Here is a 14,296-nt window from a genome sequence, read left to right as displayed (position 1 = left end):
TGACAGCTTACCTCTATTAATACCTGTCAATGGTAAAAGATAAACTTTTAAGCTGCCTCTGACATTATCAGACCCAGGTAGTAACCACTGGTCACCCTTGATAGTCGTAAATGTAACTCATAGAATAACTATTCAGATCTACTTTCTATATTCTTCAATTTCGATATTCTTCAATCTGGTATTTTCTACCAATTAACTCGCATTTCTTGGTCACATTCCAGAAGGCAAACATAGTATCGCCCGTTGGCATATCCCAATATTTGATTTCTTCATCTGCAAGCATGATGCCGAATGGGAGTATATGGCCTTTTCTTTTAGGATGGACAGGCCGCTCTAACAGACCAAGTAAAATGCCTGTCTTTCGTAATATACCTATCTTTCTTCTGGCAGTTTCTTCATCCCATAAAGGTCCTTCATGAAAGCGAAACTGCTCATATGGAATTTTTTCCAAAGAAGATTTCTTTATCTGGATAAAGTGTTCAGTTGTATTAAGAATCCATTCTTCTTCTCTTACTCTTGTCAGCAATACAGGTAATTCGTAGGTAGATAACTTAATCCTACTTAAAATAGTCTCTCTCCAGACCTGGTACTTTATCAAATAAGGTACAGCCTTCCTTTCCTTTGATAGCTTTCTGTTCAAGTCTGTAATATCTCAAATACCAAAAAGTTATTTGTTCTTTGATTCGACTTGCGCTTTTTACTATTCTTTCTGTTTCCATTCGTGTTTAGCCTCTTTTACTGGCGTATGTGCTTATACAAACAAAGATTTAATCTCATAAAGAAAGCGAAAAGATAATAAATGATTAGAACAGCAAAAAAACCTCTCAGAAAAAGCAGGATGTCGCCAAATCCTGCACACTCAGTACACATAGACGTTCCTCATCAGAAGAAGGAGATAGAAATTTAGTTGTCTTTACAGTATTTCAGAATATAGTCATTTACGCCCGGATACTTATACTTTAAAGCTATTTGCCAGTGTGGACAGTATGTACTATCACCTGTCTTAAACTTAGCCAAACCATAATAGAAAGAATCAACTGCATACTCTTCAAATTCTTCTGTCGAGGAAAGACACTGGCAGGCTTGATAATCTTGCAACGCCTCATTATATTCTCCTTTCTTCATTCTGATCCTTGCTCTTAGTAATCGGGCATCAGGATATATATTCCAGTAATAAATAGCACTATCCAGATCATTCAAAGCGGCTAGTGTATCTGTTAATCTGATTTTACTTAAACTGCGATAATAGTAAAATTTCTCTCGTGGTGTGGAAGGTTCTGCAGGAGGGCATAACTCAAGAGCAATTGTGAAATCATTAATTGCTCCATGGTAATCTTTAAGTGCGTGTTTGGTAAGGCCTCTATCCCCAAAAAGATATCCTGCATTAAAAGCAGAATCTATTCGGATTGCTCGGTTAAAGTCATCTATTGCTCTTTCATATTGCTTTATCTTATAATATTCATCTCCTCGTCTCCAATAGGCTTCTACATTTTGAGGTTCTCTTTTAATGGCTTTTGAATATAGACTAATAGCCTTTTGTCCATCTTCTTGAAATCCTTCATCAATTATTGACTCTACGGTTTTGCGAGAACAAGATATAAAGCTTAAGAAAATAACCAGTAGTAAGAAGATGCGAGCCATTTTGAAAGATAACGGATAAGTCCGTACAAAATATAACTAATTCATTTGCAAATCCAGTCCGTAAATTCTACGAAGTGGTTTTACTGAGATTGTAGTAAAAGAGTCTGATTTGAAATTGTAGCCTTACTATGAGAGTGAAATATACCTCAAATGAGGTATTGTTTGGTAATCAATTAAATCAAATCTTCGCTTTTATTCAAAGTCTAACTATTCTGGGAATATGGATTCAGATATTCTTAGTGCTCTAGTTTCTTTTATATTAGGTAGTCTCTTTAGCATTTGGCTTAACAAAAGAGATTATAAAAGAAATAGAATAACAACAAGTGTAAATGAAGTAATCTTGTTACTGAATAATTGGTATAATCAATTACATGAAATCTATATTGATATAACAACTAATGGTATCCCACCAGCATATTCAAAAAATTTGTTTTATTTAAATAATCGCTACATTCTTCCTAGTCTGATCAAAAACCTTGAAATAATAAGAACTCAAAGAAGCAAACAAGAAATTGTACGATTGACTGAAGAGTTTTTAAAAATTGTAACAGATTATAATCAGACTTTTGAACATGTTACAAATGAAATTTTTACTAAATCTATAATAAACAGGGAAATAAATAGCCGGATTAGTTGTGTAGATCTATTTTCTCCTGATTATGTCATTCCGTTTCCAAATAACCAAGAGAATGTTGACAAGAAAGTAGATGTGAAAGACAGGCTTCAATCTATATTAACACACCTAGATTCAATACTTCAGCAAATTAATATAATGATTGCCAGACATTAAATAGTTATATCTAAAACATCATAACTATTGCATAATAATTAGGCAAGCCAATCCACTTTCAAGAATTTCCAATAACAAAAAACCGAAAATCGTTGTAGTTGGCTACGATTATTTGAAATAAATTGTATTAAAATCTTAGTAAAAAAATCCGATCTAAAAATAGTACTTTTTAATTAAAATGAACATTCCATAAAAGCGAAAAGATACTATTTGTCTTAATAGTTATCCTACAGGATATTATTCTGTTTTTAGAAAGTATTAATGCTGAAAAGAAATCTAACTTACTCAGAGATGATAGATGAAAAGATGATTAAAAATATACTATTTAGTGGACTAATAGTTGCACTATTTATTTATCATGGGTTGACTATTTTGCAAGAATATGCTTTTCACATAAAAAGTAATAGCTGGGAAAGTTTAATGACAATAACACGAATTTTAGTAACAACTGTCTTACTTTTTTTAACCTTAAAATGGAGATGGTTAGTATCTATTTTTCTTGGTGATGCTTTTGTTGTAGGTAGCTATGAGGGTATTTCAACACAGAAACAGAATCCTAATAATGTTGATCATCATGAGGATTTTGTAATCAGCCAGTCCATTCTATGGACAAGAATCAGTGGTAGGTCAAAATTAAAAAACGGCCCGCTAGTATCTAACTGGAAAGGGAAACTAATCGATTATGATGGTGATAAAGAATTTCGTTTTGCGATTGAACTTCAGACATCAAATGGAAATAAGTGGGGGATATTAACATTACGCATTGATAAAGGAATTATATCAGGTTTTTACTTTCCAACAGATACAACTCAACCGAACTACATATCGACAATTGGAGCTTTAGCAAAGTCTCTCAACACAAACAAAAAATAAATTATCAAGATCAATACTACATTCATTTCATACATATAAAGTTCTGCCTCCAATATTATTACTCCTGTGCTAATGTAAATATCTTCCTTAATAGTCTAGTTGAAATGTATTTTATTTAAATATGGCTAAGCAAAAAAACGGCTCTCCAGATAATAGAGATGCAAATCCTCCTACTGTAAGGAATCGAAGCACAAGAAAGAAAATAGAATTCGTACTTTTTTTTACTGGAATATCTTTACTGGTTTTTGCAACAATACTTGTATTCGTTTTTCAAGACATAAATATAAAAGGAGGCATAAGATATGAGATTGTAAAAGTAATTCTTGCCTTGTCTGCAGCGCTAATTGTATCACAAATACCGGGTATGATCAAAATAAATCTTCCTGTTGGAATCCGAGCAGCAGGAGGAATTGGCTTTGGTGTTATGATATATTTATTAGCCCCAAATATGAGCAATGTAAATTCATTAGATCCAAATGATGAGACAGAAATCAATGATGAGCTTGGGAAATGTAGTTATTCTAAAGTTAAACTTGTTATCCTTTGTAGTGGTAATAATGATTATACACGAAGTATTACAACAAGTCTCGTCAATTCTTTGCAAACACTTTTACCTCTTAAGAATAAAAAGTGCCTTCTATATGATATCCACTATGGGCCTAGAGAGCCATACGACTCTACAGCTATAAGGAATACTTATCGAGACGAGGTCGCAAATATCTTCAATAGAGATACTGAATACGATTACTATGTGAGTATTGGGACTTCTGCCTCTTTAGCTTTTAAAGATTATTTCAGGGAAAGAGATATCTCTGATAAGAATCTTGTTTTCCTGGGTGTAACAGATCCTGTTGCTTGTGGGTTGGTAACTACACTAAAACATAGACATGACTCAACAAACATTGGTGGGGTTGCCTATTGTGGTGATTTTGCAGAGTTGCCAGCAAAAATTCATGAAATATATCCACATAATAAGATGGCATATATTTACTGGAAGGCTTATCCACAGGATAGGCAAATTGCAGGTAGAATCAACAATACTAGCTTTATACAAGATTCAATCCTTCAAATTATTGAGTTAAATAACCTACCTACTTATGCGAACATGTCTGACACCTCTTTAGTATATTTTTCATGGGTAACTTTAGAGAATTTATTTGAGAGTCATGGAATAGAAATGTTGCGTAATGTGAAACATTTAGTTTCTACTACACAAACACATGCGGTACAAGGCTTAGTCCCCTTTGTAGTTAGCACATCTGATTATGAAATTGGAGCTAAAGGTGCCGCTTTAATCTCTGAAAATCTGAAAACAGGAAAAAGACTAGGGTTATTAGATGTATATATTCCAGAATGGAAAATATATGTCAACTGTTTGAAGGCGAAGGAAAAAGGCATTAGTAAGCAAAGAACAGCTATTGCTGATCAAAGATTTGATTGTAGTGATTAATTACAAACCTTGAAACTTATTGCAAGTTAATCTATTGATCTAATAAAAAAGAGCCAACTATCTGCCGGCTCCTTTCCTATGACACTCTTATATGGATTGTAGAGGTATTACCCTCCTACTTTGTCTAGTTTACCCTCTGTTTCTCTGAGTCGTAGTAAGAGCGTTTGTAATCCTCCCACTAGTTCAAACTCTCCTGATATAAATAACCTGGATATGGTACTACCTTGTACATTGGTTGCGGATGCCACCTGAACATTTGTTCTATCTTGTTTAGTAGCTACTCCCGCATCCTCATTACTAAATCCTGTACTCACAGTAGGTTTACCACCTCCCGCCCCTAATGAGCCTCCACCTGCGCCACCTAATGCACCTGCAATCGCTTTCAAGGCTACACCGGCCGCAATATACAACGCCCCTGCGCCCGCTGTTGTCGGAGTAAATAACATAGGTGTACCAATAGCAATCAAACCAACAGCCAGTTGTGAAGCGATGCCTGCCAAAAACTTGCGTACAACCGTTATCGCATCATCTGAACCCGATGCCAGATTAGCGGCTACATCTCCTAATCCCTGTGCAGCAGAGGTAGCCAGAGACTTGAATAACTGATCAAACTGTTGTTTTGCCTCTTCAAGTACTAATGTCTTTTCTACGAACTCGTCCATAGACAAACCAGACTGCTCAAACTGCATTTGTAAGTCTTGCAGAGAGACAATAATCCCCGCAAAGGGATCACTTAACATACTAGCAAGTTGACTGAGTCTACCTAAATCGTCCAGGTACTCATTTAAGCTTTTTCCGGATGCTATAAAACCCGCCCCTAACTGTGATATACCAATACCTGTGTTTTGTGCAGCCTGTTCGAGTAATTCTGCCTGCTCTCTGGTTAGTTTAAGTTGTTGCTCGTATCCAATAAGTGGATCTATGTCTATTTCCGGCGTGAGTGGGGCTCCTGTAAAGATGCCTGATGGATTGGCCCCTCCCGGGTTAGGATTAAGGGTATTGTTGGGTTTTAGTGAGCTCACAATCAAAGACATGTTTTCCGCTTGCTCGAGTAATGCAATCAGGTTCTTTACTTCAGCAGAAGTTGGTTTTAAGCCCTTTTCAAGTAAAGAATTAATACCTGATTCGAGTATCTTTACACGTTCAGCCCCCAATTGAAACTGATCTCCAAACAAGGATTCTTTGCTGTTGGCTACTTCTAGCTTGTCAAAGACGTCGCTATAAATCTTTGCAATCTCTTCCTGTAGCTTTTTAGCATTCGAATCTACTTCGACAGGCACTTTCACGGCGAAGTCTCCTGTCTTATTGATCATGTCAATACGTCGCTGAAACCTTAGTAGTTCTCCATTGGCCTTTTCTATCTGCACCTGTAAGTCATCTCCGGTAGAATTAGGCAACCCAACGGCTTTTAGTGTGGATTCATCATACAAAGCATTTACTTTTTGTAACTTACCGTTTAAATCTTCTATCTGTGCCGAATACCTTGCTACCTGATTCTGTGCATCCTGCGCAAGAAACTGTTCGGCTTTCTTTCTGGCTTCTTCTGCACTGTCGCCTGCCTTCTGGTATACCTTAGCCTGTTCTTCTATTTCTTTCGTGAAAGCCTCTGCATCTCTACCCAGTTCTTTCAAGGCTGCTTGTTTAGCCAGTTCTTGATTGGAGGTGAGGAGTTTATTGGCTCCCTTCAAGGCTTCTGAAAAGAAGTTGATCAGCCCTTGTCCCGGGCCGGAAAGATTATTGCCTATGGTAAAAAACAAGCTATCAATCGTATCTCCCAGATTGGAGATACTGCCTCCTAACGTTTTAGAGACAGCAGCCGTTGAACCTGCCACTCCATCAAACTTACCAATAGCGGTTACCAGGTCTAGCGCTCCCTGTTCTGTTGCCTTGGCAGACACGGTTTGCCCTTTGAAAGAGGCTGTAATCCTATCTCCTGCTTTCGATACCTTAATCCCTAATTCATTCCACCTTTCTGTATTGGATACATCCAGTATTGCCTCTGTCAGGCTTTCAAGTGGTTTACCTAGTGAATTAGCCACATCTGCCATTGCCTGTAGTTGCTGTGTAGTCGCATTGACATTTCGGTTAGCCAGTTTGGTAAATGAGTCTGTCAGCTCTAAGACTGAAAAATTAGTTTGGGCTGCAAAGTCCGAGATCTTGGCAAAAGCAATGGCTCCAGCCTCTTGTGAGCCTAAGGTATTTGTCAGCACTGCCTGTAACTTCTGAAACTCAGTGGTGACGTCTAGTACTTCACCACCCAGTTCGGTTAATTTATCCAAAGCGAACAATCCGGTAAATGCGCCTGTTATTCCTTTGAAAACATCATCAAGACCTCCGGCTGTTTTTCCTAGCTTTTCAACGTGTTTTTCCAAACCACCTAAACGTTGTCCCATTTCTGCGATTGCCTGGTTGAGGCCTGATAAATCCCCATCAATCCCAACGGTTATTCCACTAATCTGTGCCATACTCTGTATTGATTGTGTGTTTGTTATTCAATTCGTGATAGTATATGATTTAGTCTAATACAACATCTTGCTCTCGTCTGGCAAGAGGGACTCCTGTATCGTGTACAGTGATTTGAGCAATCTGAAACTGTGCTTCTATCTGTGGTTTTGCCTGCTCCCATTCTGCAAGAGTCATTTCTTGTTTGGGAGGTCCTATAGTTTCAGTAGCCAGTGAGTCTAGTTTTACCTGATCGTTATGCACTGTAACTAGTATCCATGGTTTTTCAGTGCCTTGTGATAGGACCTTTTTCAGTTCTTCCCCATTGGTAATCTTACCCTGTAGAATACCCTTAACCAGGTTACGAGCATTCGTTACTTTTGCTGTGCTGTCTTTCTGTTCCATTGTCCATTGTGTTTATATTCGTCTGTATTTATGTTCGTCTATTGCTGTTCTTACGATACTATGCAGCAGTCTGAATAAATTGTGTTAACTGCTCATCCAATCCATTTAAGTAAACCTGTTCATTCACCCTCTTACTTAGTTCTACCTTTGGGTAAAACCATTGGATATAGCGGAAAAGTACTTTGCAACAGTGCAGGCATTCACTATCTGAAACGATATCCGTTTTTCGCTCTTTCTGCCATCTTTCGTACAGGCTTTCATGATCTGAAAAACTATGTTCAGGCTCTATTTCCTTGATTTGACGAATAGCTAACCAGGAATAAAAATTTACTGCATTCTCGGGCCACCGTCTTTCTGTAGGATCTTCACTTTTGACATAAATCAATCGTGCACCGGCCTTATTAAGCAGATAGTAATATTTGAGAAGTGCATTCCATCCATAGGTGTGAATCATTTGTGTCACATCTGTTAGTTGCGGGCGCTTCAGATACCATAGTAACCACTCTGCCTCCTGACTTGTAAATCGTTTGAGTGAGAAAGGGAACATAGCAGGACGTTTCCATTCTGCAGGCACATTCCCTTTCAGAATGCCTTGCAACTGCGCTTTAGCAGTCTGAGTATTGGCAGTTCGAACAGGTGAGTTATTAGATTTGTTGTTGCTGTTTTTCATTTTCTAGTAAGGTATTTAACTCGTTTATGATCTTGTTCACTTAAGGGGTAGCTTACCTTTTCTCCACGTTTTTTTAAGATAAAGTAAACAGATCTCTCAAGTTGTTCATTGGTAAATTGATGTGGTAGAAGGCCTTTTGTTTGCTCACACAAGGCAGAATATTCTATACATTCCTGTGTTGTCAGATGCTCAAAAACAACCAGTTTAGGCATTTTGAATTCTCCTTTCAGAATAGCCTTCAGTTTTTCTTTACTTGATAGCGGTTTGTTCATTGTCGTTTATAGTGTTTTCGTTTATAGAATTGTTAGTTGTAGAATTGTTATTGGTAGGATTTTCATAGGATTGATACATGCGTTTTTCCAGTTCATTAGCCAAGTCAAGCATCTGCTGTTCAGTCAGATTGTCAACCAGTTCTTTGATGGAGAAGAAGGCGCCCAGATGTTTCCCTATCTTTTCCAGTGCAGAGATCTTATCATAGAGCCTGAACTCTGTTTCAATGGTCTCTGTCTCCTCGTCTCCTTTCCTGAAAATGCGTTTCTTTGTTTTAACCGAACTGACTGCAGCGGCTTTCCTGCGTCTGATTTTGGATAAATCCTCTACTGTGTTCTCGTCCGTGATGTAATCCTGTATGTTGGAAAAGCCAATCTTGGCCAGTTCTGCAATCACTTTCTCTACGGTAATTCCTGTCTTCTTCTCCATTTGCTTCTGATGCTTTTTGATGTAATCCTGTATGCTTTGTTTTGCTAGTAGCCTGTAAGCGTTTGCATTGGCAACCTCTTTACTCTCAACTCCATACACATCCATATAGGACTGGGTCGCATTACCAGTAACCAGATACCGATTCACAAAGGCTAATTGCTTTACTGTCATTCTACATAGGTGTTATTGTACTCCCTGTTATTGAACCAATTCTCCAATCTCTTCCAGTCCGGTTCTTTCACGGGCTAACTGATAAACTCTTTGCATGTCTTCTTTCCAGGAGCCAATCAGAAAGGACAATTCAATAGCAGACAGGTACTTTTGATCTGCTGCTTTCTGGATATCTGCTTCAATGGTTGCTCGTATCTGCTCGTCAATAGAAAGAATGTCTACTAAAAACCACTGACTTACTGAATGTATCATGTCTGCTTTGGCCTTCTCGATCTGATCAAAGTTTCGCATGATAGCTGTCAGTGATAAAGACAGTGTATCGAGTGGGAACTTCTTATGCCATGCATTAGAGGTAAATTGCTCTACAATAATTTGATAGGGGTCCTTTCCTTCTGTTGTATTATCTAATCCATGGGTAACACATTGTTGAATGATCTGTAACCGTAGTAAATGTGCCTGGCTTTCCTGATAGGTTTCACTGTAGAGCACACGTACCTGATCTATCTGTTTGTTAGCTACATCTTGGTTGTTAGCTACAGCATTACTGCTTATATGTGTCAGGAGAGGATTAGAGGTAATGTGTTTGAGTATATTCAGATGAAAACTCAGTGTGGATAAAGCTTCTGTCTTTGTCATATAGCACGTATTGTATTTTATGTATCTTTGTTATGACACTCCTTGGTGAGTGTATTATTCAAACTGTGTTGAAAACCCCGTGTTCGATGGATGTGGGGTTTTCTTTATGGTAATTCCTCTTTACTTTTCTTGTTTACTCTTCCAATGGTACATCTGTTCTACCTACTTATTCCTGGTGAAAACAGCTTATAGTAACTCTTGTGATCTTTTAGTAGATAATAAGCTGATTTACATTACTTTCTCTCGTTTGCCGCCTTTATGCATGATAGTATCCCAGATCTTCTGCCTATCTTTATACTAAGTAATTGAAGTAGTTAAGTAGTAATGACAAAATATATTTGATGAAGAAAACCCATGGCTGTTTGTAGCTGTGGGCTTTCTTGTTTTCACTCCTTAGTTCAAAAATCCGAAAGTGACTGTCTTGATTTGCTGTACGAACTGTAACATCTGAGAGTATTCTTCCTTGTAATCCTGATCTGCGCTCAGTGATTCAAACAGTTCCCGTATCTGATAGCCTGTTTCAATCGCTTCTGTAAACAGATCTGCAATGCTCTCATTTCGGATATCCGTGTTTAGTTCTGCTTCTACCGTATCTGCCAGTGTCATAGGCTCCATGTCTCCTGCTTCATTCTCTCTGTAAAACTGTAAGGGTGCACCTTGTTTTGCCAGGAACTTGAAAGGGGAGAAAGCGGATTCATTGCGAACCATCAGCAGAAAGTCTGCATAGTCTTGTGCTCTACTGGTACCTAGTCCCTCACCCCGAACCTCACAGTTTTTGCCTTCTTCATGATAGTTGCCTCCAATGTATGCAGTAAGGGTATAGTGCAGTGTATAGGATTTGAGACTATCCCAGTCTTCTGTGTATCTGACAGAGCCGTCTTCATTGTAATCGTTGTCATCACCTCCATACTCTTCTATAGAAAGCATACGTTCCTGCGTGGCATAGGCCTTCCAATCTGCTTTGTACTGTTCAAAGTATTTAATCAGCTCTTTCTCTACTTCCAGTATAGCATTATGAAACTGTCTGAGACCATTGGAAAGGATAGCTAACTGATAGTGTCTTTCAAAGCGTGTATAGGCATCATAGATACTTTCTGTATCTACCTTTTCCCGATCAATGGATGCATTATGTACTTTCATTGAATAGTAAATCGGATCATGGGTAATCTCAATGATGGAAAGGCTATTCATGAAGGCGTTGAACAGTTTGGAAAGTGGAGTGTCGGATTTGATAGGCTTGAGTCGCATAGTATTATGTCTTTTATGTGAGTGACTGATTAGAATAATTAAACAAGTGTATTGAAGCCTGTATGCAGGCAGTGGCAGATACGTTTTCCTCTGGCATCTACATAGATCTGTTTGTCTGAGTCCTTATGTATGAGTCTGAGTAATCCCTGATTCAGATAGGTTAGAAAGATCAGGTTGTTGATGGCTAATTGTCGTGGGCTTTCGAGTATGGCTTTCATGCAGCATGAGTTAAGGGTGTAGGTACTATTTCTTCTATAGTCATAGGTAGATCCCAGTCAGCAGGATATCCGTGTTCATTGAGCACAATGTCAATCTGTTCTCCTGTAGATTTGATTATGAATCTTTCAACTCTACCTGTTTCTACCATAGGAACAACAGGCTTACTTTCTGCTTCAAAGGCTTCGATGTGTCCTGGATTGGTTAAACCTGTTGGCTCAATTCTGGGTATGCTTTGAAGTATTACAGGACTTTTGTCGGTTTTGTCGGTAGGTAGACCTACGCATTCTTTTAAAATTATCCCATGATTTCGGGCTAAAGCGAATAGGAAGTCTTCTGTAAAATTGTATCCATTCCGTTTGAGTGATTCATTGTATTGTTTGTCTGCCTCTGCTGGTTTGTACTTTGGGTGAAACTGTGAAAGAGCATGAAACCATTCTCTCCCGGATTCTCCCAGGGTAGCAGCCAGGGAAAATCCCAGATTCCTCCAGTCTTCGTACTTAGATGTCAGATCTACTCGTTTGTCTGCGATGAGTTCTAGTAACTGTATCAGACGATTAGAATTACTACTGATAGGTTTAGCGACATAGACAGGCTTATTTTCTTTCTTTACACCAAAGGGCTTTGCCTCCGGGTTAAATCTTCCTTCTTCATCCGGACAGACAAACCGGAAATCCGTAGGATTCTTACCCTTACTATCTCTTTTTACCTTCTGTCCTGCGGCTTTGTCTAATAATGAATACACAAATTCATGTGCCGCTGTCCATTGGGAAGTATAACTATCCAGATCCGTACAATCCAGATTGATCAAAAGCCATACACCATCTCCCCGGGTTGAAATACCAGCATATACCACAAAGTAGAGTTTTGCTAATTCATCCCGTACCTGAGAAGGGGTAAATCCATATTGGCTTAGTCCATCAATATCTATCTGTCCAAAACCTGAAAAGGATACCATTACTTTCTCGTCTGTACCATCTGCTTTAGGAGCCCAATCAATCTGTCCTGCTACGACCATACAGGTAGTGGACTTACGTTTCAATAGCTTCTGTTCCTCTTCTGTTTTGGCAGAACGTATCTTGTCCCGTTGAGCAAAATGTCTGGGCTCTCTACTGAGTACAGCTTTCATCAGAGGAGCTGTCGTAGGTAGCTTGGTTTCCGTATTGGGTAAGTATGTCACGTGTATTTCCAGGTTCATATTACTTATAGTTTGCTGTCCCAAAGTGTCCCGTCCCATTTTTGGGACAGGTGGGACATTATTGTTTTGTCCACCTTAGAATAGTTGATTTAGGAATACCCAACTCTTTGGCTATCTCTCTGATGGACTTACCCGCGTCCTTCATTGCCTGAGCTCTTTCTATATTTTCAGACTTTTGAGCAAATTGATTGTTCGCAATAGTGGCAGGCATTTGTTCTACCATCATTAGAGCATGATCTTTATAAAGTTCTGCAAGAGTAATAGCCGTATCAAAGTCTACATCAGAACAGATAAGATTTGAGTTTACCTCTACAGAGATTGTTTCATGGAAATGGCGAACGATGGTTAAAATCATGGCAATCCGAAAACAGATTAAACCCATCCGCTTTACACTACTTATTGCATCCGGAATATCTTCTTTGATCTCATCTAACCACTGAGTAAATCTGCTGTTTAATCGGGTCCACTGTGATTCTGTCAGTTCAAATCTGTGATCACAGATCCTTACTACTTCTGCAATTTTTAAAGCTTCTTCTTCTAAGAGCGTAAAGTGTTTGTTTAAATTGACACGACCTTTTGCAAAGGGACTTACATCTCTCCAGGATGCATCGATAGAGAAGGAGTAGAACATAAACCTTGAAAACAACCCATCTTCTACTGAATGGATAAGGCGACTTACCTGTGCAGGTGTACCAGACAGGCAGACAGACAAACGAGGTCTGTTAACCTCATTTTGAACCGGCTTAGGCCCATTGCCTTTTCTGGAAGAACTAACAGGTTCATGATGAAAAGCTTTTCTGAGCACATCGGAGAAGTTACCCCAATCCTGCATTAAAGAACTGGAAAGCGTATCTGCCTCAGATTCAAATAACACCCCGTTTCCTTCTGATTCATAGAGATTACGCAAGATCATTGCAGCACTTGTATTAGCAGGAAAGTATAGGATCTTATAAGGAGGTATTACAGGCTCAACAGAATAAGGATTATTTTTTTTGGTCTGATTGTATTCAGTGAGCATTGTACTATACATATCGAAAGCTGTGTCACTTTCTCCCTTTAAAAGCTTATGATAGCCATTACCCAGATATTTTGCCCAAACCATTGATCCTTTGCCACTGGCAGCTGGTGCTACAATAAAAGCATAGAGGTTGGCAAAAACATCAGTACCATCGTATTCTCCCGTTACGGTTGGAAAACAGCCAGATAAAACAGCAAGGGAGGCTGTTAAAAAGACATCTCTTTCTCTTTCGTTCGGGAATACGGCACAAGCTTTCGATAACAATAAAGGCAAATTATCATATATGGTATTCGGGACATTAGTGTCCCATTTGTCCCGTGTCCCATTTTCGGGACGGGACACTTTTGGGACAGTAGAACCATTTACGACCTTTTCTATCTCTTTGCGTCCAGTTTCTTCAGTGGTGAAGACATCGTCTATTCTAAACTCTGTCATGCAATACCTCCCTTCAGCATATACCAGTAATAGAGTTTATTATTTTCAAGAGCGGTGCATCTTCCCAGATAGGTAAATAGAGTGATAACCTCCTCAAAAGAATAGCCTTCCTGTTTTATGATTGCCTCTATTTCTATGTCTGCATAAGGCAAATCAGGAGTAAATAAAGTTTGCAGTTGATCACTTTGCATTGCCTGTCGCCTCCTGCCGGACCTGAGAAATAATAGTGGTGAGTTCGGTGGTGGTCACACCATACCGCTTAGAAAGCAGATTTAGACCATTGGTTGAGAACTCTAGGCCGAAGGGATTTGTACGTAGTGTTTTTCGGCAGAACTCTTTGAAAAGCTGTTGTTTTTGTGTAAGTTTGTTCATCTCTAGTCCCCGTTTTCGTTTAAAAGATCTTG

17 protein-coding genes are annotated in these 14,296 nt (G+C 38.7%); 3 read left to right on the top strand and 14 right to left on the bottom strand.

The features are described 5' to 3' along the window. Positions 1-154: 154 nt before the first annotated feature. Both QNI22_RS14250 and QNI22_RS14245 read right to left on the bottom strand, forming a co-directional pair. Positions 155-598, bottom strand: coding sequence for a hypothetical protein (locus tag QNI22_RS14250; protein WP_314511504.1), 444 nt, complete (start codon positions 596-598; stop codon positions 155-157). A 305-nt stretch (positions 599-903) separates the two neighbouring features. Continuing rightward, positions 904-1,641, bottom strand: a complete 738-nt coding sequence (locus QNI22_RS14245; protein WP_314511503.1) for a tetratricopeptide repeat protein — start codon at positions 1,639-1,641, stop codon at positions 904-906. Positions 1,642-1,861: 220 nt separating this feature from the next. Between QNI22_RS14245 and QNI22_RS14240 the strand changes: the two genes are divergently transcribed. The 3 genes from QNI22_RS14240 (at position 1,862) to QNI22_RS14230 (ending at position 4,754) form a co-directional block, all read left to right on the top strand. Further along, entirely contained in the window at positions 1,862-2,431 is a 570-nt protein-coding gene (locus QNI22_RS14240; protein WP_314511501.1) for a hypothetical protein, read from the top strand. A gap of 291 nt (positions 2,432-2,722) precedes the next feature. Then, positions 2,723-3,304: a hypothetical protein gene (locus QNI22_RS14235; RefSeq protein ID WP_314511499.1), complete on the top strand. Its 582-nt coding sequence runs from the start codon at positions 2,723-2,725 to the stop codon at positions 3,302-3,304. Between the two features lie 121 nt (positions 3,305-3,425). Next, positions 3,426-4,754: a hypothetical protein gene (locus QNI22_RS14230; protein WP_314511497.1), complete on the top strand. Its 1,329-nt coding sequence runs from the start codon at positions 3,426-3,428 to the stop codon at positions 4,752-4,754. 107 nt (positions 4,755-4,861) lie between these two features. Here QNI22_RS14230 and QNI22_RS14225 read toward each other — a convergent pair whose 3' ends face one another. The 12 genes from QNI22_RS14225 to QNI22_RS14170 form a co-directional block, all read right to left on the bottom strand. Then, positions 4,862-7,219, bottom strand: a complete 2,358-nt coding sequence (locus QNI22_RS14225) for a hypothetical protein (protein WP_314511495.1) — start codon at positions 7,217-7,219, stop codon at positions 4,862-4,864. A gap of 49 nt (positions 7,220-7,268) precedes the next feature. Next, positions 7,269-7,601: a hypothetical protein gene (locus QNI22_RS14220; protein WP_314511492.1), complete on the bottom strand. Its 333-nt coding sequence runs from the start codon at positions 7,599-7,601 to the stop codon at positions 7,269-7,271. Positions 7,602-7,659: 58 nt separating this feature from the next. After that, positions 7,660-8,271, bottom strand: coding sequence for a hypothetical protein (locus QNI22_RS14215; RefSeq protein ID WP_314511490.1), 612 nt, complete (start codon positions 8,269-8,271; stop codon positions 7,660-7,662). After that, complete coding sequence (locus QNI22_RS14210; RefSeq protein ID WP_314511489.1) at positions 8,268-8,543, bottom strand: hypothetical protein; 276 nt, start codon at positions 8,541-8,543, stop codon at positions 8,268-8,270. The genes QNI22_RS14215 and QNI22_RS14210 overlap by 4 nt, the downstream gene beginning before the upstream one ends. After that, positions 8,521-9,141 carry a terminase small subunit gene (locus QNI22_RS14205; protein WP_314511488.1) on the bottom strand — a complete coding sequence of 207 codons (621 nt, stop codon included), beginning with the start codon at positions 9,139-9,141 and terminating at the stop codon, positions 8,521-8,523. Before QNI22_RS14205 ends, QNI22_RS14210 begins: the two co-directional genes overlap by 23 nt. Positions 9,142-9,168: 27 nt before the next feature. Further along, complete coding sequence (locus tag QNI22_RS14200) at positions 9,169-9,777, bottom strand: hypothetical protein (protein WP_314511486.1); 609 nt, start codon at positions 9,775-9,777, stop codon at positions 9,169-9,171. A 393-nt stretch (positions 9,778-10,170) separates the two neighbouring features. Then, entirely contained in the window at positions 10,171-11,025 is an 855-nt protein-coding gene (locus tag QNI22_RS14195) for a hypothetical protein (protein WP_314511484.1), read from the bottom strand. A 38-nt stretch (positions 11,026-11,063) separates the two neighbouring features. Further along, positions 11,064-11,243 (bottom strand): hypothetical protein, encoded by a 180-nt coding sequence (locus QNI22_RS14190; protein ID WP_314511482.1) that lies wholly within the window; start codon positions 11,241-11,243, stop codon positions 11,064-11,066. Beyond that, entirely contained in the window at positions 11,240-12,478 is a 1,239-nt protein-coding gene (locus QNI22_RS14185; protein WP_314511480.1) for a PriCT-2 domain-containing protein, read from the bottom strand. The genes QNI22_RS14190 and QNI22_RS14185 overlap by 4 nt, the downstream gene beginning before the upstream one ends. A 19-nt stretch (positions 12,479-12,497) precedes the next feature. Further along, positions 12,498-13,892: a DUF3987 domain-containing protein gene (locus tag QNI22_RS14180; RefSeq protein ID WP_314511479.1), complete on the bottom strand. Its 1,395-nt coding sequence runs from the start codon at positions 13,890-13,892 to the stop codon at positions 12,498-12,500. Continuing rightward, entirely contained in the window at positions 13,889-14,083 is a 195-nt protein-coding gene (locus QNI22_RS14175; protein WP_314511478.1) for a hypothetical protein, read from the bottom strand. Before QNI22_RS14175 ends, QNI22_RS14180 begins: the two co-directional genes overlap by 4 nt. After that, the gene (locus QNI22_RS14170; RefSeq protein WP_314511477.1) at positions 14,073-14,264 is read right to left on the bottom strand and encodes a hypothetical protein; all 192 of its coding nucleotides are present in this window, start codon (positions 14,262-14,264) and stop codon (positions 14,073-14,075) included. Before QNI22_RS14170 ends, QNI22_RS14175 begins: the two co-directional genes overlap by 11 nt. Positions 14,265-14,296: the final 32 nt, after the last annotated feature.

Source organism: Xanthocytophaga agilis, from assembly GCF_030068605.1.
GTDB classification, from domain to species: Bacteria; Bacteroidota; Bacteroidia; order Cytophagales; family 172606-1; genus Xanthocytophaga; species Xanthocytophaga agilis.
This window is presented reverse-complemented; position numbering and strand designations above follow the sequence as displayed.